This is a genomic window from Sphingomonas sp. TDK1, assembly GCF_001650735.1.
Taxonomy (GTDB): domain Bacteria; phylum Pseudomonadota; class Alphaproteobacteria; order Sphingomonadales; family Sphingomonadaceae; genus Sphingomonas.
The window spans coordinates 210,347-233,897 of the sequence record NZ_LXVY01000005.1; the positions used below are offsets into that span (position 1 = coordinate 210,347).

Annotated in this window: 17 protein-coding genes; 7 read left to right on the forward strand and 10 right to left on the reverse strand. The window is 67.4% G+C overall.

Features of this window, described 5'->3' with window-relative positions; genetic code table 11:
• From A7X12_RS06655 to A7X12_RS06665, 3 genes are read right to left on the reverse strand one after another with little or no spacing between them, the layout of a single operon-like run.
• Nucleotides 1-1,434 (reverse strand): efflux transporter outer membrane subunit, encoded by a 1,434-nt coding sequence (locus A7X12_RS06655; protein WP_064310904.1) that lies wholly within the window; start codon nt 1,432-1,434, stop codon nt 1-3.
• Complete coding sequence (locus tag A7X12_RS06660; protein WP_064310862.1) at nt 1,434-4,604, reverse strand: efflux RND transporter permease subunit; 3,171 nt, start codon at nt 4,602-4,604, stop codon at nt 1,434-1,436. The genes A7X12_RS06655 and A7X12_RS06660 overlap by 1 nt, the downstream gene beginning before the upstream one ends.
• Nucleotides 4,601-5,836 (reverse strand): efflux RND transporter periplasmic adaptor subunit, encoded by a 1,236-nt coding sequence (locus A7X12_RS06665; protein WP_064310863.1) that lies wholly within the window; start codon nt 5,834-5,836, stop codon nt 4,601-4,603. The genes A7X12_RS06660 and A7X12_RS06665 overlap by 4 nt, the downstream gene beginning before the upstream one ends.
• Nucleotides 5,837-5,945: 109 nt before the next feature.
• Here A7X12_RS06665 and A7X12_RS06670 point away from each other — a divergent pair, with 109 nt between their 5' ends.
• Together A7X12_RS06670 and A7X12_RS06675 are read left to right on the forward strand one after the other, a co-directional pair.
• Nucleotides 5,946-6,620: a response regulator transcription factor gene (locus tag A7X12_RS06670; protein WP_064310864.1), complete on the forward strand. Its 675-nt coding sequence runs from the start codon at nt 5,946-5,948 to the stop codon at nt 6,618-6,620.
• A gap of 35 nt (nt 6,621-6,655) precedes the next feature.
• Complete coding sequence (locus A7X12_RS06675) at nt 6,656-8,026, forward strand: sensor histidine kinase (protein WP_064310865.1); 1,371 nt, start codon at nt 6,656-6,658, stop codon at nt 8,024-8,026.
• On the opposite strand, the gene A7X12_RS06680 is transcribed toward A7X12_RS06675, so the two are convergent.
• Genes A7X12_RS06680 through A7X12_RS06700 form a run of 5 tightly spaced genes read right to left on the reverse strand, consistent with a single transcriptional unit; the run spans nt 8,010 to nt 13,527 of the window.
• Nucleotides 8,010-10,340: a TonB-dependent receptor domain-containing protein gene (locus A7X12_RS06680; protein ID WP_232318386.1), complete on the reverse strand. Its 2,331-nt coding sequence runs from the start codon at nt 10,338-10,340 to the stop codon at nt 8,010-8,012. The two genes, A7X12_RS06675 and A7X12_RS06680, sit on opposite strands and share 17 nt — an antisense overlap.
• A gap of 28 nt (nt 10,341-10,368) precedes the next feature.
• A complete protein-coding gene (locus A7X12_RS06685; RefSeq protein ID WP_084445172.1) occupies nt 10,369-11,316 on the reverse strand; it encodes a FecR family protein in 948 nt (315 codons plus the stop codon).
• Entirely contained in the window at nt 11,306-11,863 is a 558-nt protein-coding gene (locus A7X12_RS06690) for an RNA polymerase sigma factor (RefSeq protein ID WP_064310867.1), read from the reverse strand. The genes A7X12_RS06685 and A7X12_RS06690 overlap by 11 nt, the downstream gene beginning before the upstream one ends.
• 22 nt (nt 11,864-11,885) lie before the next feature.
• On the reverse strand, nt 11,886-12,689 hold the full coding sequence (locus A7X12_RS06695) for a ChbG/HpnK family deacetylase (RefSeq protein ID WP_064310868.1): 804 nt from the start codon (nt 12,687-12,689) through the stop codon (nt 11,886-11,888).
• Nucleotides 12,664-13,527 carry a glycosyltransferase gene (locus A7X12_RS06700; RefSeq protein WP_084445174.1) on the reverse strand — a complete coding sequence of 288 codons (864 nt, stop codon included), beginning with the start codon at nt 13,525-13,527 and terminating at the stop codon, nt 12,664-12,666. The genes A7X12_RS06695 and A7X12_RS06700 overlap by 26 nt, the downstream gene beginning before the upstream one ends.
• Nucleotides 13,528-13,706: 179 nt before the next feature.
• Here A7X12_RS06700 and A7X12_RS06705 point away from each other — a divergent pair, with 179 nt between their 5' ends.
• The 5 genes from A7X12_RS06705 (at nt 13,707) to A7X12_RS06725 (ending at nt 19,032) form a co-directional block, all read left to right on the forward strand.
• Nucleotides 13,707-15,305, forward strand: coding sequence for an ArnT family glycosyltransferase (locus tag A7X12_RS06705; RefSeq protein ID WP_232318387.1), 1,599 nt, complete (start codon nt 13,707-13,709; stop codon nt 15,303-15,305).
• 61 nt (nt 15,306-15,366) lie between these two features.
• A complete protein-coding gene (locus A7X12_RS06710; protein ID WP_064310869.1) occupies nt 15,367-16,194 on the forward strand; it encodes a glutaminyl-peptide cyclotransferase in 828 nt (275 codons plus the stop codon).
• A 74-nt stretch (nt 16,195-16,268) separates the two neighbouring features.
• The gene (locus tag A7X12_RS06715; RefSeq protein WP_064310870.1) at nt 16,269-17,687 is read left to right on the forward strand and encodes an amino acid permease; all 1,419 of its coding nucleotides are present in this window, start codon (nt 16,269-16,271) and stop codon (nt 17,685-17,687) included.
• Nucleotides 17,684-18,550 (forward strand): S-methyl-5'-thioadenosine phosphorylase, encoded by an 867-nt coding sequence (locus A7X12_RS06720; protein ID WP_064310871.1) that lies wholly within the window; start codon nt 17,684-17,686, stop codon nt 18,548-18,550. The genes A7X12_RS06715 and A7X12_RS06720 overlap by 4 nt, the downstream gene beginning before the upstream one ends.
• Entirely contained in the window at nt 18,550-19,032 is a 483-nt protein-coding gene (locus A7X12_RS06725; RefSeq protein ID WP_064310872.1) for an FKBP-type peptidyl-prolyl cis-trans isomerase, read from the forward strand. The genes A7X12_RS06720 and A7X12_RS06725 overlap by 1 nt, the downstream gene beginning before the upstream one ends.
• A gap of 62 nt (nt 19,033-19,094) precedes the next feature.
• Here A7X12_RS06725 and A7X12_RS06730 read toward each other — a convergent pair whose 3' ends face one another.
• On the reverse strand, nt 19,095-20,276 hold the full coding sequence (locus tag A7X12_RS06730) for an NF038122 family metalloprotease (RefSeq protein ID WP_064310873.1): 1,182 nt from the start codon (nt 20,274-20,276) through the stop codon (nt 19,095-19,097).
• A gap of 272 nt (nt 20,277-20,548) precedes the next feature.
• Nucleotides 20,549-23,221 (reverse strand): aconitate hydratase AcnA, encoded by a 2,673-nt coding sequence (gene acnA, locus A7X12_RS06735; protein ID WP_064310874.1) that lies wholly within the window; start codon nt 23,219-23,221, stop codon nt 20,549-20,551.
• Nucleotides 23,222-23,551: the final 330 nt, after the last annotated feature.

Consider the following 23,551-nt stretch of genomic DNA (forward strand, 5'->3'; position numbering starts at 1 on the left):
TCAGCGGCCGGCGGACTGAAGATCCGCCGGCGTGCTGCCCGAGGCTAGGTACAAGGCTACGCTGTCCGCCAGCCGAGCGCTTTTTGCCTGAACCAGCTGCACCGATGCCTGCGATGCCGCCGAAGCCGCGTTGAGCAGCTGGAGCGTGCCGAGCGCGCCCAGTTCCACCTGCCGCCGCGTCATCGCCAGCGTCCGGCTCGCCGCGGCATCGGCGCGCGCGGCGGCGTCCAATGCCTCGGCATCGGTACGCAGGCCGGCGATCGCGTCGTCGACGTCGAGGAACGCCTGGAGCGCCGTGGCGCGATACTGCGCCTTGGCCTCGTCCAGCGCCGCTTCCGTCGCACGCTGCTGGTGCTTGAGCTGGCCGGCGTGGAAGATCGGCTGGGTGATGCCGCCGACGATCGAGAAGAACGGGTTGCCGTTCTGGAACATGTCGAGGAACTTGGTGGCCGACCCACCCGCGTTGCCGCTGAGCGTGATCGACGGCAGCCGCGCCGCGATCGCCGAACCGACATCGGCGGCGGCACCGCGCACCTGCGCCTCTGCCGCGCGCACGTCGGGGCGGGCAGCGACGATGTCCGCCGGCAGCGCCACCGGCAGGCTCGCCGGCAGCCGGAGATCGGCAAGCGTCGGCAGGTCGCCGGCGGTGCCGGGTGCCTGGCCGGTCAGGATCGCGATCAGCCCCGCCTGGTGCTGCGCCTGGCGGAGCAGCGGCGGCAGCGTCGCCTCGATCGTGGCGAGCGCGGTCTGCTGCGCGCCGACATCCGCCTCGCCGATATCGCCCAGCTTGCGGCGCTTCTCGAGCAGATCGACCAGATCCCGGTTGTCCCGGATCGCCGATTGCGTCGCTTCGATCTGGGCCTGCAGCGCCGCATGCTGGATCACGGCGAGCACCAGATTGGCGACCGCGGTGGCCTGTGCCGCATGCAGCCGGTGCGCCGCGACGTCGGCCGCCGCGCGCGCCGACCGGACCTTGTTGCGGCCGGCGCCGAACAGGTCGAGCGGATAGGCGACGGTCAGCTGGGCGGTGTGGAGCGTGTAGAGATAGGTGTTCTGGTCGGCGAGCGGACCGGACAGCGCCTTGGAGATTCGCGTGCGCTGGGCCTGGTAGTTCGCGTCCACCTGCGGCCCCGTGCTGCCCGAGGCGGCCTTGGCCAGTTCCTGCGCCTGCCGCAAATTGGCCTCGGCGGCGGCGAGGTCGTTGTTGTGCGCCAGCGCCTGCGCGACCAGCGCATCCAGCCGGGCGCTGCCGAAGCCCTGCCACCAGTTCGGCACCACCGCCGCACCGGCGACCAGCTGCTGCGCGGCGCCGCTGGCCGGGGCGAGCGGCCCCGGCGTCTGCGTCGGCGGGGTCGGCACCTTGTTGGTCAGGTCATGCGGGCCCACCGTGCAGCCGGCGAGCAGGGCGAGCGGGATCATCGAAGTGCGGCGCATCATGCCTGCTCCGTCGGGGTGCCGTCGACATGGTGGCGACGGACGGTATGGCCATGCGCCCCCTGGTGACGCGAGAATTTGAGGATCAGCGGCGGCAGCACCAGCAGGATCAGCAGCGGCGCGAGCGTCATGCCGCCCACCACCACCAGCGCCAGCGGCTTCTGCACCTGGCTGCCGATGCCCGTCGACATCGCCGCGGGCAGCAGGCCGATCGCGGCGGCGAGGCAGGTCATGATCACCGGGCGCAGCGCATGCTTCACCGTCGCCGCCATCGCGGTCGTGTGATCCATGTCTTCGTTGACATTCTGGTTGAATGTGCTGACCACCAGAATCCCGTCCATCACCGCGATGCCGAACAAGGCGACGAAGCCGATCGCAGCGGAGATGCTGAACGCCGTCCCCGTCAGCGCCAGCGCCAGCACGCCGCCCACCATCGCCATCGGGATGACGCTGAACGCCAGCAGCGTGTCGCGGATCGAGCCGAAGTTCGCGAACAGCAGCACCAGGATCAGCACCAGGCTGATCGGCACCACCACCTCCAGCCGGTTGACGGCGTTGGTCAGGTTGCCGAGCTCGCCCGCCCATTCGAGGTGGTAGCCCGGCGGCAGCTGGACATGCTTGGCGATGCGCGCCTGCGCTTCCCCAATCGTGCTGCCCAGGTCGCGTCCGCGGACGCTGAACTTGATCGGGACATAGCGTTCCTGGTGCTCGCGATAGATGAACGACGCGCCCGAGGTGAGCTTGACCGTCGCCACTTCGGAGAGCGGCACCTGGATGATGCCGTTGCCGGTCGGGGACGGTGCGCCGATCTGGATGCGGCGGATCGACTCGATGTCGTCGCGCTGCGCGGCATCGAGCCGGACGACGATCGGGAAGTGCCGATCGGTCGACTTCTCGTACAGGTCGCCGCTCGACTGGCCGCCCACCGCCGCCGCGACGGTGGAATTGATGTCGTCCGGCGTCAGCCCGTACCGGGCGGCGGCGGCGCGATCGACGTCGATGCGCACCGTCGGCTGGCCGAGCGAATCGGAGATGCCGAGGTCGGCAACGCCCTTCACCTGCGCCATCTGCGCCTTGATCTGGTTGGCGATCGATTCGAGCGTCTCGAGATCGCTGCCATAGATCTTGAGCGAGTTGGAGCTCTTCACCCCCGACGACGCCTCTTCGACGTTATCCTGGATGTATTGCGAGAATTCGAACTCGACGCCCGGATATTTCGCCTGGAGCCTGGCCTGCAGCTCGGCGGTCAGCTTCTCCTTGGTCACCCCGCTCGGCCAGCTGTCGAAGGGCTTGAGCGGCGTGTAGAATTCGGCGTTGAAGAAGCCGGTGGGATCGGTGCCGTCATCCGGCCGGCCATGCGTCGAGACGACGCGATCGACCTCGGGATAGCTGGCGATGATCTTGCGGATGCCGTTCACCGCATCCTCGCCCGCCTCGAGCGAGATCGACGCCGGCAGGCTGGCGCGGATGTAGAGATTGCCCTCCTCCAGATGCGGCAGGAACTCGACGCCTAGCACGCGAATCGTCGCGAAGGAGCCGAACACCAGCAGCCCCGCAAGCGCGAAGGTCAGCACGCGATTGGCGATGGCGAAGGCGATTGCGGGCTCCAGCACGCGGCGGATCTGCCGCACCACCCAGGTATCCACTTCCTTCAGCTTGTCCGGCAGCAGCAGCGCGGAGAGCACCGGCGAGACGGTGAACGCCGCCAGCAGACCGCCGGCGATGGCATAGGCATAGGTCTTGGCCATCGGGCCGAAGATATGGCCCTCCACGCCGGTCAGCGTGAACAGCGGCAGGAAGCTGGCGATGATGATTGCGGCGGCGAAGAAGATGCCGCGGCTGACGTCGCTGGAAGCGTGCAGGATCGCCGAGAAGCGGTTGGCGGGCGTCGCATGGATCCGCCCTTCGGAGATCGCGGTCGATCGGTCCGCCAGCCTTCGGTAGATCGCCTCCACCATGATCACCGCCGCATCGACGACCAGGCCGAAATCGAGCGCGCCGAGCGACAGCAGGTTCGCCGATTCGCCCTGGATCACCAGGATCAGCACCGCGACCGACAGCGCGAACGGGATGGTGATCGCCACGATCAACGCGCTGCGCAGGTCGCCCAGGAACAGCCACTGCAGGATGAAGATCAGCAGCACGCCTTCGAGCAGATTGTGCATCACCGTCTTGGTGGTGACGCCGATCAGGTCCGAGCGATCATAGATGCGCTCGATCTTGACCCCCGGCGGCAGCACGCCGCTGGTGTTGATCTCCTCGATCTCGGCCTTCACGCGGTTGATCGTCGGCAGCGACTGGGCGCCGCGCTGCATCAGCACGATGCCCATGACGATGTCGTCGTCCTGGCCCTCGCCTGCCACGCCCAAGCGCGGCAGGTTGGCGATCTTCACCTGGCCGACATCGCGCAGCAGCACCGGCGTGGTGCCGGCCGTGCCGACCAGCACGTTGTTGATCGCGTCGACCGACTGGATCAGGCCCACGCCGCGCACGATCGCCGCCTGCTCGCCGAAATTGACGGTCTGGCCGCCGACGTTCGAATCGCTCTTGCCGATCGCGGCCAGCACCTGCGGCACGGTGATGCCGTGCGCGGTCAGCTTGTCGCGATCGAGCTGGACCTCGTAGGAGCGCAGCTTGCCGCCCCAGCCGGTCACGTCGATCACGCCGGGGATACGCTTGAAGCGGCGCTGAAGCACCCAGTCCTGGATGGTCTTGAGGTCCATCACCGAATAGCCGCTGGGGCCGCTCAGCCGGTAGCGATAGATTTCGCCGATCGGGCTGGTCGGCGAGATCAGCGGCTGGGCGTTGTTGGGCAGGGTGCCGAGCTGCGACAGGCGGCCGAGCACCATCTGCTGGGCCTGCTCGTGCGTCACGTCATAGCTGAACTGGATCTTCACGTCGGACAGGCCGAACAGCGAGATCGAGCGCACCGCGGTGAGGTGCGGGAGCCCGGCGATCGCCACTTCGATCGGGGTGGTGACGTTGCGCTCCATCTCCTCGGCGGAGATGCCGTCGCTCTGCGTCACCAGCTCCACCATCGGCGGCACCGGATCGGGATAGGCCTCGATGTTGAGGTTGAGGAAGCCGAGCACGCCCGCCGCGATCATGCCGATCAGCAGGGTGAGCACCAGCATCCGCTGGCGCAGCGCCATTTCGACGAGGCGGTTCATTCGCCGAGACCCGCCTCGTTGACGAACAGCGCGCCCTTGGCGACGATCCGGTCGCCCGGGGCGAGGCCGCTGAGCACGCGCGTGAGCCCGCCATCGGTCTCGCCGATCTGGACCGGTCGACCGTAGATCAGCCCGTCCTTGGCCTTCACCCAGACGCGGGTGGTGTCGCCTTCATGGATCACGGCGACGGCGGGCACGAGCACGCCCTTGCCGTTGTCGACCGGGCGGCGGATCGTGAACGACGCGAACATCTGCGGCTTCAACTCGCCTCCCGGATTGGCGATCGTCGCGCGCACCGGCAGGCGGTGCGTGGTGGGATCCAGGCCTGCGGCGACATTGTCGATCGTTGCGGTGAATTCGCGGCCGGGTAGTGCAGGCGTGGTGACCACCACCTGATCGCCGACGCGGATGCTCGCCGCCTCGCTCTCGGCGAGCTGGGCGACCAGCCAGACGCGGGCGGAATCGGTGATCGTCATCACCGGCGTCGCATTGCCGCTGCTCAGAAACTGGCCGGGCGCGACGTTACGATCGGCGATGATGCCGGAAACCGGCGCACGATACACGGTATAGGCCGAGGTGCCGACGCCTTCGGTCTTGCCGAACAGGGCCAGGCGGTCCTGGGCAGCCCGTTGGGCCGAGTCGGCCTGACGCGCGGCGGACTGGGCCGCGACGAAGTCGGCCTGGGCCTGGAGATAGTCCTTCATCGCGCCGCCGGCGGTCTCGGTGATCGCCTTCTGGCGGGCGAGATTGCCCTGGGCGATGCGCAGCGCCTCGGCGGCGCTCGCCCGCTGCGCGCCGGCGCTAAGCAGGGTGTTGCGCGCATCGATCAGCTCGGGCGACGCAATGCGGAGCAGCGGCTGGCCGCGCGTGACGCGCTGCCCCGGCTCCACCAGCACCTGCAGCACCTGTCCGGAGAAGGGGAGGACGATCGGTGTGCTGTGGTCGCCGTCCGCCTGGATCGAGCCGCTGGCGCGCACCAGCTCGACATTGGCGCCGCCCTGCACGGTGGCGAACTGCATCTGCGCCAGCTGCTGCTGCGTCGGGCGGAAGGCGCCCGGTGGCACCGGCGTATCGGGGACGGGCTTGGGGGCCAGGGCGGCCTTCACGATCAGGATCAGCGCCAACAGCGCCACCACGGCGATCACGATCGCGCCCACCAGCACCCCCTGCGAACGTACCGTCAGCCGGCGGGCTTCCGGGAGGGTGTTGCTTTCTACCGTATGTCCAGTCACGAAAATCCCCTAACGGGTGCAATATAGCAGACACACCTGCGTTGCGGTTGATGCTGCAGCGCGCCATTATTGAAGCCGACTGACAGGAAGCTTACGGGAAAGTGAAATCGTGCGGGTGCTGATGATCGAGGACGACCAGCCGCTCGCCGATGCGCTGACCGAGGCGCTGAAGCGACGCGGCGTGCAGAGCGACGTGGCGTCCAATCTCGCCGACGGCCGGCAGATGCTGGCAGCCGCACGCTATGCCGCGCTGTTGCTCGATTTGGGGCTCCCCGATGGCGACGGGCTCGCGCTTGTCCGCACCCTTCGGGCGCAGAACGACCCCATTCCCGTGATCGCCGTCTCCGCCCGCAGCGCGCTGGACGCCCGCATCGCCGGGCTGAATGCGGGTGCGGACGACTATGTCGTCAAGCCGTTCGACGTTGACGAGCTCACCGCGCGACTCCACGCCGTGCTGCGGCGGCAGGGCGCGTTGGCGGGCGCGGAACTGCGCTTCGGCAATGTCCGCTTCGACACTGCTTCGGGCGACCTGATGGTGGCGGATGCGCCGGTAATCCTCACGGCGCGGGAACGGCAGTTCGCCGCGCTGCTGCTCCGCCGGTTCGGACAGGTGGTCAGCAAGCAGCTTGCCGAGGACCAGCTCTACGGCCTTACCGAGCCGGTGGGGTCGAACGCGCTGGAAGTGCAGGCCTATCGACTGCGGCGCAAGCTGGAGGCCGCGGGCGCCACGCTGCGGATCGAAACGATCCGGGGTGTGGGCTATATGATGCGCGACGCCACGTGATGGCCCGCCGCGTCCGGCCGCGATAGAGCCGACTCATGAAGTTCTGGCCGCGTTCGCTGATCGCCCGAATCCTGCTGCTCGAGCTGGGCGCCATCGCGATTGCCGCCGTGGCGTTGCCGATGCTGCTCACCTCCTTCCTGCGCGACGAAGCCAGCCGGTACGAGCAGCGTATCCTTGGCGAGCAGGCCCGGGCCATCGCCCACGGGGTCACCTCGGGCGCGGAGGGCCCCCGGGTGCGCCTCGATCCGGTACTCACGCACCTCTATGCCTCTCCCTATGACGGGCGGGCCTATGTCGTCACAGACGGGGTCGGACGCACCTTTGCCGAAAGCCCCTATGCCGATCTCGTGCCCTGGCGCGGCGCGCCGCGAAAGGGTGTGCAGGTCGCGTTCCGGGCCGGCGCCTTTGTCGGTGTCAGCCAGCCGGTGCGCGCCGGTGCACAGCGCATCTGGGTGATCGTGACGCAGGATCGCACCGGCCCCGGCGCGATCCTGGACGATGTCGTCCACGGCTTTATCCGCCGCTACGATCCGGTGCTCGTCTCGATCCTGCTGTTGCTGCCGCTGATCAACAGCGCGCTGATCGCGCGGCTGTTCTTCGCGGTACGGGATGCTTCGCAACAGGCGGCGGCGATCGGCTCGCACAATCTGGGCGTGCGGCTCGACGAGGCGGCGCTGCCGCTGGAGGTGGCGCCGCTCGCCCATGCCACCAACGATCTGCTGGCACGCCTTCAGGCGAGCTTCCGCAACCAGTCCGAGTTCGTGGCGAATGTAGCGCACGAGCTGCGCACCCCGCTGACCGTACACCGCGTCGAGCTGGAGGCCGTGGAAGACCCGGCGCTCCGCGCCCGTCTGCGCAGCTCGGTGGACCGGCTGAGCCACGTTGTCGCCCAGGTGCAGGATCTCGCCACGCTGGAGGTGATGGCGGAAGACCGTTTCGAGACGTTCGACGCCGGGCGGCTCGCCCAGGAAACGATCGGCCTGCACGCGCCCCAGATCTTCGCGGCGGGCGACACGATCGCGCTGGACGCACCGGACGCACCCGTGCTGGTGCGCGGAAACCCCGTGCTCGCCGGGCTCGCGCTGGCCAACCTGATCACCAACGCCAGTCGCCACACGCCCGCCGGCACCGCGATCGAGATACTGGTCGCCCCGGACGGCGTCCTGCTGGTCCGTGACGACGGTCCCGGCATCGCGGCCTCCAACCCGCAAGACGCCACCGAACGCTATTGGCGCGCCGATCACCAGCGCTCCGATGGCGCCGGTCTCGGCCTGTCGATCGTCCGCCGGATCATGGACGTGCACAAGGGCCGGCTGGTAGTGCAGAGCCGGTCGGGCGAAGGCACCTGCATATCGCTCCGCTTTCCGCTCGCGCCGGCGGAGGCGGATGTCACCAGCCCGTCGTGATTCCGATCCGCACGTTGCGGGGCCGCAGCGGCGTCAACTGGTCGCGCAGGCTCAGGCTGAAGGGATTGCCGAAGGCGAACTGGTTGGCCCGGCGATCGGTGAGATTGTTCAGCGTGACGCTCAGCGTCGCCTTGCCCAGCCGGATCGTCCCAAAGGCATCGGCGGTCCAGTAGCGGCCCTGGCTCACGTCGAGAAAGTCACCGGTTCCCAGCACCGATCGGCCCGTATAGTCGGTCGCGACGCCGATCCGCGGCTGGCTGGGCAGTCCCTCCCAGCCATAGGACAGCGCGGCATGGGCAGCGAAAGGCGGCGTCTCCGGCAACCGCCTATTGTTCCGCTTCGACAGGTTGGCGATCGGCCCTTCGACATGATTGTCGGTGAACAGGAACGAGGCCTGCGCCCGCAGCCCCCGCACCGGCACCCAGTCGAGAGTACCTTCCACCGCCAGGATCTTCGCATCGCCGATATTGGCCGTGTAGGGCTGGCCACGCTGGGTGATCAGGTCTGCCTGCACATTCTCCCACCAGGCGGCGGAGATGCTGCCCGACGCGGCCAGGCCGGTCTCGCCGCGCCGCAACTTGCGCAGCCCCGCTTCCGCCACGGTGATCGCATCCGGCTTGTAGTCGGCGATGCGACCGACCCCCGGCGCCACCGCGAGACCACCGGTGCGGTAGCCTGTCTGGAAGCGGGCGAACAGCGCGAGATCCGCCGCGAGACGCCAGGAGGCGGCAACGGTCGGATCGAGGCGCCGCGTCAGTCGCCCCTTCACGAAGCTTGAGGGCCGCGCCTGGGCGGATGGATCGCCATCGGTTCGCGCGACGGAGTAGCGGGCGCCGGCGGTAATTGAAATGCGCGGCGTCAGCGCCAGCGTCGCCTCGCCGAAGGCGGACCCCGCATTGGTCACGTTGGTAACACCGACGATGCTTGCGTCGCGCCCCGCCTGCGTCACCGTGCGGGTCAGCACGTCTCGGTCGCTGACGAGCGTGAAACCCGCGACCCAACTGCTGCCGTTCGGCAGCGAGCGCGATAGCCGCGCCTCCTGGCTGAGCAGCGCCTTGTCGTGGTTCGCGCGATACAGTGTCCGCGGGCCGGTCACCGTTCCGCGGGCATTGCGGGTGGTCGCATCGAAGGTCTCGCGCGTATCGTACTCGGTGATCCCGCTGGCGGAGACGAAGCGCAGGCCGCTGTCCCAGTCCTTGCTGACGACCACCCGACCGAACAGCAGCGCGTTGTCGAACGGCTGCGCGACCAGCGTGCGCCGCGCGAGCGTACTCTCGATCCGCTCGGCATATTGGCCATCGGCAGCGTCGATCCATTGTCCCGCGCCGCTCGCCTCCACCTGCCACCCATCGCCCGGCACGATCCGCAGCGCGGCTCGGAGGCCGCTGGTGTTGCTGCGGTTGACGTCCTGTAGCTTGCGATCCGTGTCGCGGATATACCCGCCTTCGCGCAGATGATAGCCGACCAGCCGGAGCCCCGCCGCGTCGCGGATCAGCGGCAGGTTGAGCATGCCGGCCAGGTCGTACCCCGGCTCGGCCCCTCCGGTAGAGGTGACGCCCGCGGTAGCGGCGGTAGTGACCCGGTCCAGTTGCACCGGATTCGACGTCAGGCGGATCACGCCGCCGATCGCGCCCGATCCGTAGAGCGTTCCCTGCGGTCCCTCGAGCACTTCCACGCTCGCCATGTCATACAGCCGGAGGCCGGGCTCGGGACCGGAATAATTTAGCTGCACGTCGTCGAGATAGACGCTGGTCGGCGCCTGGGTGCTGCCGTTGAAACTGCTGTCCGCGATACCGCGGATGAACACTTTATTGCGCCCCGCGCCCAGCTGGGTGCTCTGCAGGATCGGCACCTGGTGTGCAGCATCGCTGAGCGTACCCGTCGCGGTGGCAGGCAGGCTGGTCGCATCGGCCACCTGGGTGAGGCTGCCCGGGTAGCGCAGCAGCAGAACGCGCTGCTTGCTGGCAGTGACGATGATATCGGGCCCATGCACCGGCGCCGATGGATCGACGGGCTGCACTGTCGGTGCAGCCGCTGGCGGGGTACGGCGCATCGGTGCACGCTCGATCCGGTATCCACCGCCGCGAAGCGCGCGCGCCCGGTAGCCCGTACCCCGGAGCAACTGCCGCAGCGCCGCTTCCACGCTGCCCGCGCCGCGCACAGCGGAGGTCGGGACTGCTCGCAACCCGCTATCGGTGCTGACGATGTCTACCCCGGTTAGCCGCGCCAACTGTCCGATCGCGACGTCCAGGGTGGACGGGGGAAGCGTGATCGTGCTGCGCTGGGCCAGAGCAGGCGGGGCCGCTGCTCCCAACAGGAGCGCGAGGCTAAGGGGCGCGAGGCTAAGGGGCGCGAGCCCCCTGCGGTTCCAGAATCCACTGATCGCCGTCACGGCGCCACGTCGCGCCGATCAATTCGGCCAAGCGCGGCACATCGCGGTCGGCGATGCCCGAGAAATGAACGACACCCGTGAACGGCCTTTCCGAGAGCGTGCCCCGCAGAGCGATTTCGGTGCCGTAAAGCCGTTTCAGCGACCCTGCAACCTCACCCAAGGGTTGCCCTGCAAAGCTCAGACGTCCGCTGCGCCAGCCGCCGATCAGATCGGTTGCGACGCGGGTGCGCGCCAGGCCGGTGCCGTCGTCCCGCGCGGAAAGCGCATCGCCCGGGTGCAGCGTCGTCGCCGCGCCGCCGGCCTGGAACGCCACGGAACCTTCAGACACCGCGACGGTCATGTACCCGGCGACATGGCTCACATTGAACACGGTGCCGAGATCCTGCACCGCAACGCCGCCCACCTTCAGCGTGAACGGCGCCGCAGCATCGTGCCGCACCTGGAACAATGCCTCGCCGCGATCGAGCGTCGCGACCCGCGGGTTGGCACGATCCAGCGTCAGCCGGGTGCCACCGCTCAGTTCGATGCGGGTGCCGTCGTCCAGTGCGATCGTCTGGCGTTGACCGTCGCGCGTCGCGACCTGATAGGTCTGCGCCCGCGGCTGGACGGTCGGCACGATCGCCAGCGCCACTGCGGCCGCCGCCGCGACGCCGCCGCCCCACCAGAGCCAGCGGCGCGGCGCGGGGAGATTGTCGTTGCCGGCCTCTGGAAGCGGTTCCGGGAAGCGCGCGGCGACGATCAACCGGTCCGCCGCCGCGACCCGATCATAGGCGTCTGCATGGGCGGGGCTTTCCTCCAGCCAGGCGATGAACGCAGCCCAGCAGGCCTCGTCCGCTTCCGCCAGCCGGAGCTGCCAAGCGATCGCCCTTTCGGTCGCGTCTGTCGTTTCAACCTGCAAGGTCGGAACCCCTTTCATGATCGAGACGACGCGACAGGACGGAATCCGCACTGCCGGAGTCGAGACGGTCCTGAATTTTCTTATAGGCACGTTGCAGCAATTTCTCGACGCCGCTCACGCTGATACCCAGTTGCTCGGCAATCGCGCGCTGCGGCCGTTCCTCGAGGCGGAACAGGCGCAGGGCCGTTGCCATTCGCTCGGGCATCTCGGCGATCGCCTCTTCCACCGCCTGCCATTCGCTGCGGGCGACCAGCGTACGCTCGGCATCAGGCACTTCCTCGGCACCGGGCTGCGTCTCCATCCAGCCAGCGTCGCGATTGCCGCGCCGGCCTGCAGCGATGCGGCGATCGGTGGCAAGGTTGGCGGCGATGCGATAGAGGAACGCTGCCGGTTGCGCGATCGGTTGCGCCGCCAGCTGGTCGATCCGCAGCCACATGTCCTGCAGCGCGTCTTCGGCATCTTCCCGATTGCCCAGCCGAGCGAGGAGCAGCCGCAACAGCATCGGCCGTTGCGCCAAAAATACTGCCTTCAGCCCGTCTTCACGCACCAGGTTCCGTTTCCCTGAGTGGTCAGGCGGGAAACGCCAGCCCCTCGGCAGCAGCCATGTCGGCGATCGGCAAGCGGTGCAAGGCCTTGGCTTCGCGAATTCGCGCCGATGCGATGGTATCTCCCGCACGCTCGCCAGCGCCGGGGTGGCACATCACCAGATGCATATGCCCCGGCTGGCGCAGGAAGCGCGGAAACAACGTCGCATAGTCGCGGCGGAAATCATAATGGCCGGCAAAGCCCTGATTGGTCCGCAAGCCAAGCTGTGCGGCAGATCGGCGCATGCCCCGGCTGTGCCACGCACTTCCGATCGCCTTGCCGGCAAAAGGCCGCAGCAGCATCGCCGCAGCATCGTCGGTGCAGTCGCGCACCCAGGCATTAGGCGCGCGGCCCAGCGTTTCCGCCAGCACCAAATCGCGGATGCCAGGCAGGGCGTGAGCATGCTGATGTCCGTCCACGAAAGCGGGCGGGCGACGAAGCGCGGCGAAAAAGGCATCGAACTGTGCCGAGATTTCCATGGCGATCTCGTCCAGCGGCACGCTCCAGCGGCCGGCGGCGCGAGTCAGCGGATCAATCTCCGGCATGCGACCGTCGGGCGCGAAGCGCGGCATCGCGGTGCGCGGCGTCTCGCCGGTGAGCGTCAGATGCAGGCCGATCTCCACATGCGCCGGCACGTCCGCCAGCATCCGCGCATCCTCCATCCAGCCAGGCATCACCGTCATGCAGCTGACGGCGTTGATCTTCCCCGCCTGGGCCAGCGATACGATCGCGGCGCTGATCGCCGGCGAATAGGCGAAGTCGTCAGAGCAGAGGATGAGACGGGACAAGCACAGGTCCTTCGATATGCTGATATTGGCGCTCGCGGATGCGGTTGCTCAGCAACCGGCGGCGTTGCAGACGGCGTGCCAGGTAGGTGTAGAAGAACCAGTCGCCGGCGATCGGCGCGGCCGCCGAGTAGAGCAGGCGCTCGAACAGCGTCCAGCGGATCGAATCCCGATCGCGTTCGCGCAGCGAGGGCGTGCACCAGAGCTCTGCCGAATAGCCCATTCGACCCTTGCGCATCACGCGATGAATCACCTCGTGATCCTCAAGCACGAAATTCCAGCGCGCGGCGTCGAAGCCGCCCGCTGCGCGGAGTGCGCGCGTGCAAAAGGCCTGGCCCGCGCCACCCGCATGGCACTGCCCGGGCAGCAACCGCGCCGCGGCGAGGAAGCGCGCAGCCTCCGTTACCCGCGCCGGGTCGCTGATCTCCGGCGCGACGAAATAGGCCCCGGCGACGACATGGCCCGGGCGCGACAGGATCGCTTCCGCGGCGTCCAGATAATGCGGCGGGTAGACGGTATCGGCGTCGCAGGTTGCGACCCACCGCGTTCGCACCCAGGCGAGCCCGGCGCGCAGTGCCGCGACCTTGCCCGGCACGCGCTCGGTGATCAGCATATAGTCCAGCTTATGGGCGCGGCAGGCGGCTTCCGCTACGGCTGCGCTATCGTCGGTGGAGCCGTTGTCGACCAGCACCAGCGTGAAGGGCCTGGTCTGCGCGGCGAGGCTCCGGATCGTCGCGTGGAGATAGTCACGCTCGTTGAAGAACGGGATCAGCACCGTCCAGGCGCGATCGCTCCCTTGGGGCTGGCCTTCAAACGGGTCCTTCGCAAGATCCAGAAACATTGCCGCATGCATCCCATCGAGTCGAATGGGCGCAGAACACCGCCACCAGAATCAGGGGCGGACAAATGCTTGCCGCGGCCTGGTGCCTGGTCTGGCCAGTTCCTCCCCACCCGATCGAAAGACGATGTCTGCGGCACCGATCCACACGCCCCGCACGGAAAAATTTCGTTCCGGTTAAAATGCAGCAGCACGACGACACGCTCGCCATCTTCCGCACCTGCGGCCGCAAAAATATCGCACAAGACTCCGAGCGCGACTGCGATTATCCGGCCGGCCCCGTGGATCGTTCGACATCTGCACTTCCGCCGCGCGAGGGTGGCGCGTGGCACCGGATGGCCTGCGCCCTGCTGCTGTTCGTGCTGGTGGCGATCGCGCTGCGAGCACATGATTTCGGTAACCCCGTCATCCATGTCGACGAGCAATATTATCTCCTCGTCGGTGACCGCATGCTGCACGGCGCGCTGCCCTATGTCGATTTCTGGGATCGCAAGCCGCTCGGGCTGTTTTTGCTGTTCGCAGGCATGCGGCTGCTGCCGGGCGACGGCATCCTTGCCTATCAGCTCAGCGCCACCCTTTTCGCCGCGCTTACCGCCGGGCTGATCGCGCTCTCGGCGCGGCGGCTGGGGGCGAGCCGGATCGGGGTGATTGCGGGCGGATGCGCCTATCTGCTCTGGCTCGGCTATCTCAGCGGGCGCGGCGGTCAGTCGCCGGTCTTCTACAATCTGTTCATGGCAGCGGCCGGCTGGCTGACGCTGCGCCTGCCTGCCCTGGCAGCAGCACGCAACGGCCGGGCGATCGTACTGCAGGGCGCCGCAGCCTGCCTGCTTGCGGGGCTGGCGATCCAGACGAAATACACGCCCGTCGTCGAAGGAGCCTTCTTCGGCTTGGCGCACCTCTGGTATCTACAACGCGCCGAGACCAAGACTCCGCAACTCGCCGGTGCAGCCCTGCTGTGGGCGCTGCTTGGGCTCACCCCCACGCTTGCCGCGATCGCCTGGTACCACGCGCAGGGACCGGCAGCGTTCGCCAGCTTCTGGTTCTCCAACTTCGCGTCCGTCGCGCTGCGCCGCGGCTATCCCGCTGCGAAGATTGCCGGACGGCTCGCCGGGACGACGGCGCAGCTCTCGCCCTTCCTGGTCTGCGCCGCGCTCAGTTGGCGATGGCACCCCCGCGAGCGCCGTGCGGAACTTCGGGTTGCGTTCGGCTGGCTGGCCGCGGCGCTGATCGGCTTCGCGATGATTGGCGCCTTCTTCGACCACTATGCCCTCCCCCTGTTGGTACCGTTCGCCATCGTCGCCGCGCCGGCGCTGGGCCGTTCGCGGCAGACATTGGCGGCGAGTGCGCTGGCCGCTGCGCTTCTTTTCATCGTCCACGGGAACATCGAGCCCGATGATCGCGCCACCGCGCGCGCCGCCACCCGCATCCTAGCCGCCCATGCCGGCCATGTCGGCCAGGGCTGTCCCTATGTCTTTGCCGGCGACTCGGTCCTCTACCTGCTTGCGCATGCATGCGTACCGACCGCCTATGCCTTTCCCTCGACGCTCGCCTACGAGGCAGAGCAAGGCGCGACCGGGATCGACGAAGCCGCCGAGGTCCGTCGCATCATGGCAACCCGCCCGCCGGTGGTGGTGACGATGGCCCCGCCGCTGGCCCCGTGGAACCCCCACAGCCTGGCCGTGATGGCGCCGCTGCTCGCCCGCGACTATCGCCTGGCGCTGAACGCGCCGCGCGAGGAGAGCCATCTGCTCGTCTATGTCCGGCGCGATCTGGCGCGCTAGGGGTTTACACGAGGGCCTCGCTTCGGCTTGGTGCCGCCGACGTGCAAGAGAAGGGTTCCCGATGAAGCGCATCCTGTTGGTGGTCTTGGCCGCGGTCGTGCTGGTCGGAGGCGCCGCCTTCGCCTTCACCCGGATCAAGCCGAGCGGCATTCCCGTGGTCCGCGCCGTCGCCGTCGCGACGCTGCCGCACGATACCGGCTCGTTCACCGAAGGTCTCTTTTTCGATCACGGCGCGATGTACGAAAGCACGGGCCAGATCGGCGAGTCCGTCATCCGCAAGGTCGATCCCGCCAGTGGCAAGGTGGAGCAGGAAACCTCGCTTCCGGCACCCTATTTCGGCGAAGGCATCGTGGCGTGGGGCGACAAGCTCTATCAGCTCACCTGGCAGGACAAGACCGGCTTCATCTACGGCCTCGACAAGTTCGAACCGCGCGGCACCTTTTCCTACACCGGCGAGGGCTGGAGCCTGACGCGCAACGACAAGGCGATCATCATGAGCGACGGCACCCCGGTGCTGCGCTTCCTCGATCCGAACTCGATGCAGGTCACCTCCACGCTGCGCGTAACCGCCAATGGCTGCCCCGTCGCCAATCTGAATGAGCTCGAATGGGTCGACGGGCAGATCTACGCCAATATCTGGCAGACCAACCTGATCGCCAAGATCGATCCCGCCAGCGGCAAGGTCACCGGCTTCCTCGACGTGAGCGACCTTGGCCCGAAGGATCGCGGCACCGACAATGTCGCCAACGGTATCGCCTATGACGCATCGACGAAGCGCCTGTTCGTCACAGGCAAGCGCTGGCCGCAGCTGTACCAGGTGAAGGAAGGCGATGCCGTCGCCAAATCGTCCGAGGCGGCGAAGCTGACGAGCTGCAACCAGCAGCAATAAGCGGCTGCCGCGGGACCTTGCCCCCTTCCCCGGGCCCGCTATCACCGGCGGGCCTAGAACAAAGGGGAGGATCCATGGCCAGTCTGTTCCGTCTGAAACCCATCATTGCCGCGGAGGACCAGCCGCACGCGCACCGTCTGGCGCGTACGCTCGGCTGGTATCATCTGGTGGCGCTGGGGGTCGGCGCGATCGTCGGGACCGGCATCCTCACCCTGATCGGCGTCGGCGCCGACCGCGCCGGGCCTGCCGTGATTCTCTCGTTCGTCGTGGCGGGTGCGATCTGCGCCTGCGCCGCGCTCGCCTATGCCGAACTCGCGACGAGCATCCCGACCTCGGGCAGCGCCTATACCTACAGCTATGTCGCGCTGGGCGAGGTCGTCGCATGGGTGGTCGGCTGGAGCCTGCTCGCCGAATATACGCTGGTCGTCGCCACCGTCGCGGTCGGCTGGTCGGGCTATGCCACACCGTTTCTTCTTGGCCTGGGCGTGCCGGCCGAGCTGACCCATGGTCCCCAGATGACCGCGGGGCATGTCGCTGCCTGGGGCGTCAACGTGCCGGCACTGTTCGTCGTATGGCTGGTCGCCGGGTTGCTGATCCTCGGCACGAAGGAAAGCGCGACGTTCAATGCGATCCTAGTGGTCGTCAAGCTCATAGCGCTGGCGGTGTTCGTCGCCGTCGCGATGCCGCATTTCGATGCTGCCAATTTTGATCCCTTCGCCCCTTTCGGCTATTTCAAGCAGTCCAGCGATGGCGCCGAACGGGGCATGATGGCGGCGGCAGCGATCATCTTCTTCGCCTTTTACGGCTTCGACGCGATCTCCACCGCCGCCGAAGAAGCCAAGAATCCCGGCCGCGACCTGGCGATCGGCATCGTCGGATCGATGGTGGTGTGCGTCGCCATCTACATGATCGTCGCACTCGCCGCCGTTGGCGCACTCCATTACACCCGCTTCGCCGCCAGCCCCGAACCGCTGGCGCTGATCCTGCGCGAGATCGGCCAGCCCGGCGTCGCCAAATTCCTCGCGCTGAGCGCCGTCGTTGCGCTCCCCACCGTGATTCTCGGCTTCCTTTTCGGCCAGAGTCGCATCTTCTTCGTGATGGCCCGCGACGGGCTGCTGCCCAAGAGCCTCGCCAAGGTCTCGCGCCGCGGTTCGCCGGTGCGGATCACGGTGTTCACCGCGGCCATCGTCAGCTTCTTCGCCGCCTTCCTGCCGATCGACGAGATCGCCGCCCTCGCCAATGCCGGAACGCTGACCGCCTTTGCCGCGGTCGGCCTCTGCCTGCTGGTACTGCGCCGCCGCGCGCCGGACCTCGCCCGCCCGTTCCGCACCCCCGGCGCCTGGGTGGTGGGCCTTGGCGCGATCTTCGGCTGTCTCTACCTCTTCGTCAGCTTGCCGACCAAAACGCAACTCTGGTTCGGCTGCTGGAACCTCTTGGGTCTCGTCGTCTATTTCGCCTATGCCCGCCGCAACGCAGCAAAGGGTGACGCATGAGCGGTTGGACGATCGGAATCATCGGCGGTTCGGGCCTGTACGATGTCGAAGGCATTGAGGGCGGCCAATGGGTGGACGTGGCGAGCCCATGGGGCCAGGCGTCGGATGCCTGTTTCGTCGGCCATGTCGGCCATGTGAAGGTGGCGTTCCTGCCGCGCCACGGTCGGGGCCACCGCATCAGCCCCTCGGACCTCAACGTCCGCGCCAATATCGACGTGTTGAAGCGCCTCGGCGTCACCGACGTGCTCGCCGTATCCTCGGTCGGCTCGCTGGCCGAGGAGCGTGCGCCGGGCACCTTCACCATCGCCGACCAGTTCATCGATCGCACCAAGGGCCGCACGCCCAGCTTCTTCGGCACCGGCATGGTCGCGCATGTGTCGATGGCGGATCCGGTATGCCCGCGCCTTTCCTCGCTGGCAGCCGACGCCGCACGGGCGGCGGGCGCCGTGACGCATGTCGGCGGCACCTATCTCGCGATGGAAGGGCCACAATTCTCAACCCGCGCCGAGAGCAACCTCTATCGCAGCTGGGGCTGCGACATCATCGGCATGACGGCGATGCCGGAGGCCAAGCTCGCCCGCGAGGCCGAGCTTCCCTATGCCCTGGTCGGCATGGTCACCGATTATGACTGCTGGCGCGAAGGCGAGGAGGCAGTCGACGTGGCGCAAGTGATCGCCCAGCTCTCGAACAACGCCGAAAAGGCCCGCAAGATGGTAATGCACCTGCTCCGCAACCTCCCCGCCGAACGCACGCCGAGCCCGATCGATACCTGCCTCGACATGGCGCTGATCACCGCCCCGGCCGCGCGCGATCCGGAACTGCTGGCAAAGCTCGACGCCGTCGCCGGCCGGGCGCTTCGCTGATGGCGCGGCATCTTCTCGCCGCGGCGGCACTGCTCGCCGCCGCACCACCGGCGCTGGCGCAGGAAGCCCCGATCGATCGATCGCAGGATCTGCGCTGGCTGAGCGCCCAGTCGCTCGCGCTGGCCAGCCGCAGTTCCGCCCAGGGCTGGCGCGTGCTGGAGGGCGGGTTGCGCTGGCGGCGGGTGAAGGGCGACGGTTCCGGCCGGCATCCCGCAGTCAGCGATATGGTGACGCTGCATTATGCCGGCACCTTCGTCGACGGGAGCGAATTCGACAGCTCCTATGGCGGTCCGCCCGCGCGCTTCCCTCTCGATCGGCTGATCCGCGCCTGGCAGATCGCGGTGCCGCTGATGGGCGTCGGCGACACCGTCGAGATCGCGGTACCTGCCGAGCTCGGCTATGGCTTTCGCGGCAAGGGCCCCATTCCGGGCGGCGCCACGCTGCTGTTCAAGATCGAGCTGCTGGGCATCGGCGACAGCTGATACGAAAACGGCCCCGCTCCGGATCGGAGCGGGGCCGCGTTTCTGCGCCATAAGGCGATCGATCAGGCGAACCGGACCTGCGTCTTGCGGTTGCGATAGCGCATCGCGCCACCGATCGCGCCGAAGCCCAGGATCAGCATCGTCCAGCTTTCCGGCTCCGGCACGGCATTGCCGGCCGCAACCCAGGCCTTGAACACATCGGCGGTCGTGGCCTTGTACCCGCCATTGGCGAGCACATCGATCTTGGTGTTCCAGCCGATCGCGTCGAACAGTGCGAGGTCGGCCGCCGTCACCTCGTCCATGAGCCCGCCGCAGGTATAGGGGTTCATCACGCCCACGAAGTTGCTGCAGGTGTTGTTGGCCTTCCAGTGCGAGGCCTGCCAGCCGTCACCGTAATTCTCGCCGGTCGAGAAATAGGCGTCGCCCTGGAACGGCGTCGCGCCGCCATCGATCGAGAAATAGGACGGCTGGTTGAAGGCCCAGTTCAGCGAACCGTCGCCGCTGTAGCGGAACATGTCGGCGGCATAGGCCCACCAGTCGCCGTTGGTCTTGAAGCCGGAGCCGACCGAATAGTCGAAATCGTCCGCGCCGCTCAGGAAGCCGAGCGCATGGCCCATCTCGTGGATCGCCACGCCGATGAAGTCGACCGTGCCCTTCTGGATGCCGTTGGTCGGATCGAAGTCAAAGGCATAGGTGCTGGAGAACTGGATCTGTGCGTCCACCGCCGCACCCTGGCCACCGAGCGCCTTGAGGTTGGCGGAGCTGAGCGCCATCGTGCTGCTCAGGTTGGTGCCGTCCGGCGCGAGGCGGACGCCGTTTGCCGCAATACCGTCCTTGGTCAGCGGATTGGCGTAGGCCGGCACGATCGCGGTGACGCTGCCCTTGGCGCTGAGCGGCGCGAGATGCGCGAGCGCAACGGCGTCCAGCGCCGACGTGCCGGTCGCAGCCAGCGCGTTATAATAGGCGCCGATCGGCACATAGGTGGCGAGCGCGGAACGCGTGCCGCCGAGGATGTTCGGGCCCAGCGGCGCGAAGCCGACATTGAAGGTCAGCGAGACGTCGTTGGTGAGAACGCTTTCCCAATAGCTGGCGGCAATCTTGAAGCCGAGTTCCGCCTTGCTGCCCTTCACGCCGCCGATGTCGTTGAGCGTGATCGTCGGTTTGGCCGAAGCCGGCGCCGCCGCCGTGATCGCAAGGCCGAGCGCCGCCGTGGTCGCCAGCAGCGACTGTACCATCTTCTTCATCCAGACCCCCTTTAAGTCCTGAGCGATGATTCCTCGGTGCTCCCCAGAATCCGGAGTAACCGATTGTTAACCAGGGTGACCGAGCCGGGGGGAGGCGGTCAAGCTTCAAATGTCACGAAAAAGCAAAATTTTGAAATAGTGTGTCGTCGACGCCCATCGCGCTGCAGCACCCATTCCTTTGCGTTGCAGCACCGTACGTTAGCGCGACTTTCAGGCATAAAAAAACCGGCGCCTCCTTTCGAAGGCGCCGGCTTCCTTGTTTCCGGAACGGGTCAGGCCGCGAGCTTGCGCAGCACGTAGTGGAGGATGCCGCCGTTGAGGAAATATTCCAGTTCGTTGACGGTATCGATCCGGCAACGGGTAAGGAAGGTTTCCGACGACCCGTCGGCGCGGGTAAGCTTCACTTCCACGTCCTGGCGCGGGCGGAGACCCGCGACGCCGGTGATGGTGAAGGTTTCCGAGCCGTCCAGCTTCAGCGTCTCGCGGGTCACGCCCTCGGCGAACTGCAGCGGCAGCACGCCCATGCCGACCAGGTTCGAGCGGTGGATGCGCTCGAAGCTCTCGGTGATCACCGCGCGCACGCCGAGCAGGTTGGTGCCCTTCGCCGCCCAGTCGCGCGACGAGCCGGTGCCGTACTCCTTGCCCGCGACGATGACGAGCGCGGTGCCGTCGGCCTTGTGGCGCATCGCGGCGTCGTAGATCGGCATCACTTCGCCGGCATATTTGGTCATGCCGCCTTCGACGCCCGGCACCATCTCGTTCTTGATGCGGATGTTGGCGAAGGTGCCGCGGACCATGACTTCATCGTTGCCGCGGCGCGCGCCGTAGCTGTTGAAGTCCTTCTTGGCGACCTGGTGCTCCTGCAGGAACACGCCCGCGGGGCTGTCCGCCTTGATGCTGCCGGCGGGCGAGATGTGATCGGTGGTGATCGAATCGCCCAGGATCGCCAGCGGCTTGGCGTCGACGATGTCCTGCACCGGCGCCGGGGTCATCGACATGCCCTCGAAGTAGGGCGGGTTGTGGATGTAGGTCGAGCCGGTCGGCCAGCTATACGTGTCCGACACGGTGACGCTGATGCCCTGCCAGTGGCTGTCGCCCAGATAGACGTTGCCGTAGCGCGAGCGGAACATCTCGTCGTCGATGTTGGCCGTGATCAGGCCCTGGATTTCCTCGTTCGAGGGCCAGATGTCCTTGAGGAAGACCGGGCCGTTGGTGCCCTGGCCGATCGGCGTCTCGTACATGTCCTCGGTCACCGTGCCCTTCAGCGCATAGGCGACGACGAGCGGCGGCGAGGCGAGGAAGTTGGCGCGGACGTCCGGCGAGACGCGGCCCTCGAAGTTGCGGTTGCCCGACAGCACCGAGGCGGCGACGATGTCGTTGCCGTTGATCGCCGCCGAGATCGGCTCGGCGAGCGGACCCGAATTGCCGATGCAGGTGGTGCAGCCATAGCCGACCAGGTTGAAGCCGATCGCGTCGAGATCCTCGGTGAGGCCGGCCTTGTTGAGGTAATCGGTGACCACCTGCGAGCCCGGCGCCAGCGAGGTCTTCACCCACGGCTTGCGGGTGAGGCCCAGCGCGCGCGCCTTGCGGGCGACGAGGCCGGCGGCGATCAGCACCGATGGGTTCGAGGTGTTGGTGCAGCTGGTGATCGCGGCGATCACCACGTCGCCGTCGCCGATGTCATGGTCGCGACCCTCGACGCTCACGCGCGCGGGCTGCTCCTTCTTGTACACCTTGGTCAGGTCGCCGTTGAACACTTCGTCGACGCTGTCGAGGCTGACGCGGTCCTGCGGGCGCTTGGGGCCGGCGAGCGACGGACGCACCGTCGACATGTCGAGCTCGAGCGTGTCGGTGAAGATCGGCTCCACTGCGTCCTCGCCGTGCCACATGCCCTGCGCCTTGGCATAGGCTTCGACCAGCGCGACATTCTCTTCGCTGCGGCCGGTGAGGCGCATGTAATCGAGGGTCTTGTCGTCGATCGGGAAGAAGCCGCAGGTCGCGCCATATTCCGGCGCCATGTTGGCGATGGTCGCGCGATCGGCGAGCGTCATCGCGTGCAGGCCGGGGCCGTAGAACTCGACGAAGCGGCCGACGACGCCCTTGGCGCGCAGCATCTGGGTGACGGTGAGCACCAGGTCGGTCGCGGTGATGCCCTCGGCCAACTTGCCGGTGAGCTTGAAGCCGACGACTTCGGGGATCAGCATCGACACCGGCTGGCCGAGCATCGCGGCTTCCGCCTCGATGCCACCCACGCCCCAGCCGAGCACGCCCAGGCCGTTGACCATGGTCGTGTGGCTGTCGGTGCCGACCAGCGTGTCCGGATAGGCGATCGTTGCGCCGTCGGGCGCCTGCGAGGACCAGATCGACTGGGCGATATATTCCAGGTTGACCTGGTGGCAGATGCCGGTGCCCGGCGGGACGACCGAGAAGTTGTTGAGCGCCTTGGAGCCCCACTTGAGGAACTCATAGCGCTCGGCGTTGCGCTCGTACTCGAGCTTGACGTTGTCGTCGAACGCCTGCGGCGTGCCGAACTCGTCGACCATCACCGAGTGGTCGATCACGAGGTGCACCGGCACCAGCGGGTTGATCTTGGCCGCGTCGCCGCCGAGCTTGGTGATCGCATCGCGCATCGCGGCGAGGTCGACCACGCAGGGCACGCCGGTGAAATCCTGCATCAGCACGCGCGCGGGGCGATACTGGATCTCGCGGCTGGGCGCCTTGGGGTTCTGCTGCCAGTCGACGATCGCCTGGGCATCCTCGGGCGTGACGGTCACGCCGTCGTCGAAGCGGAGCATGTTCTCCAGCAGCACCTTCATCGAGAAGGGCAGGCGGCTGATGTCGCCGAGCTTCGCCGCCGCCTTGGGGAGCGAGTAGAAGCTGTAGGTCTTGCCGGAGACGGTGAGCGAGTCACGCGTGCCGAGCGTATCGTTGCCGATGGCGGTCATGAGGCGCGGGGTCCTTTCCCTGATCTGGTCCGCCGGGCGCTCGGTGGACGCAGCCCATTATAGGCCGCGCGGGCGCACCGTCGGGGTGCTGCGAATGCGAAGATTCGCGAGGGGCCTTAGCGCGGTGCGGCGGGGAGGGAAAGGGGACGTTGGTAGGGGAGCGGGTGGTGGTAGCGGTAACCCTTTTCGCAGTCGAGGCACAGGGAGCTCGCTCGCTAATGCCCAATCGTCACCGATTAGGCTCCTTTCACCTCGAACTTAAAGCCGTCGTCTCACCATAGGATTGCCATCGACAGCAACTGAGAATGGTCCGCCAGCTGGATTACTTCA

What these genes read in the sequence shown, in the direction of transcription:
- A7X12_RS06655 (WP_064310904.1), bottom strand. Translation starts at nt 1,434, where the DNA reads ATGCGCCGCACTTCGATGATCCCGCTCGCCCTGCTCGCCGGCTGCACG.
- A7X12_RS06660 (WP_064310862.1), bottom strand. Translation starts at nt 4,604, where the DNA reads ATGAACCGCCTCGTCGAAATGGCGCTGCGCCAGCGGATGCTGGTGCTC.
- A7X12_RS06675 (WP_064310865.1), top strand. Translation starts at nt 6,656, where the DNA reads ATGAAGTTCTGGCCGCGTTCGCTGATCGCCCGAATCCTGCTGCTCGAG.
- A7X12_RS06700 (WP_084445174.1), bottom strand. Translation starts at nt 13,527, where the DNA reads ATGTTTCTGGATCTTGCGAAGGACCCGTTTGAAGGCCAGCCCCAAGGG.
- A7X12_RS06705 (WP_232318387.1), top strand. Translation starts at nt 13,707, where the DNA reads ATGCAGCAGCACGACGACACGCTCGCCATCTTCCGCACCTGCGGCCGC.
- A7X12_RS06710 (WP_064310869.1), top strand. Translation starts at nt 15,367, where the DNA reads ATGAAGCGCATCCTGTTGGTGGTCTTGGCCGCGGTCGTGCTGGTCGGA.
- A7X12_RS06715 (WP_064310870.1), top strand. Translation starts at nt 16,269, where the DNA reads ATGGCCAGTCTGTTCCGTCTGAAACCCATCATTGCCGCGGAGGACCAG.
- A7X12_RS06720 (WP_064310871.1), top strand. Translation starts at nt 17,684, where the DNA reads ATGAGCGGTTGGACGATCGGAATCATCGGCGGTTCGGGCCTGTACGAT.
- A7X12_RS06725 (WP_064310872.1), top strand. Translation starts at nt 18,550, where the DNA reads ATGGCGCGGCATCTTCTCGCCGCGGCGGCACTGCTCGCCGCCGCACCA.
- A7X12_RS06730 (WP_064310873.1), bottom strand. Translation starts at nt 20,276, where the DNA reads ATGAAGAAGATGGTACAGTCGCTGCTGGCGACCACGGCGGCGCTCGGC.
- acnA (WP_064310874.1), bottom strand. Translation starts at nt 23,221, where the DNA reads ATGACCGCCATCGGCAACGATACGCTCGGCACGCGTGACTCGCTCACC.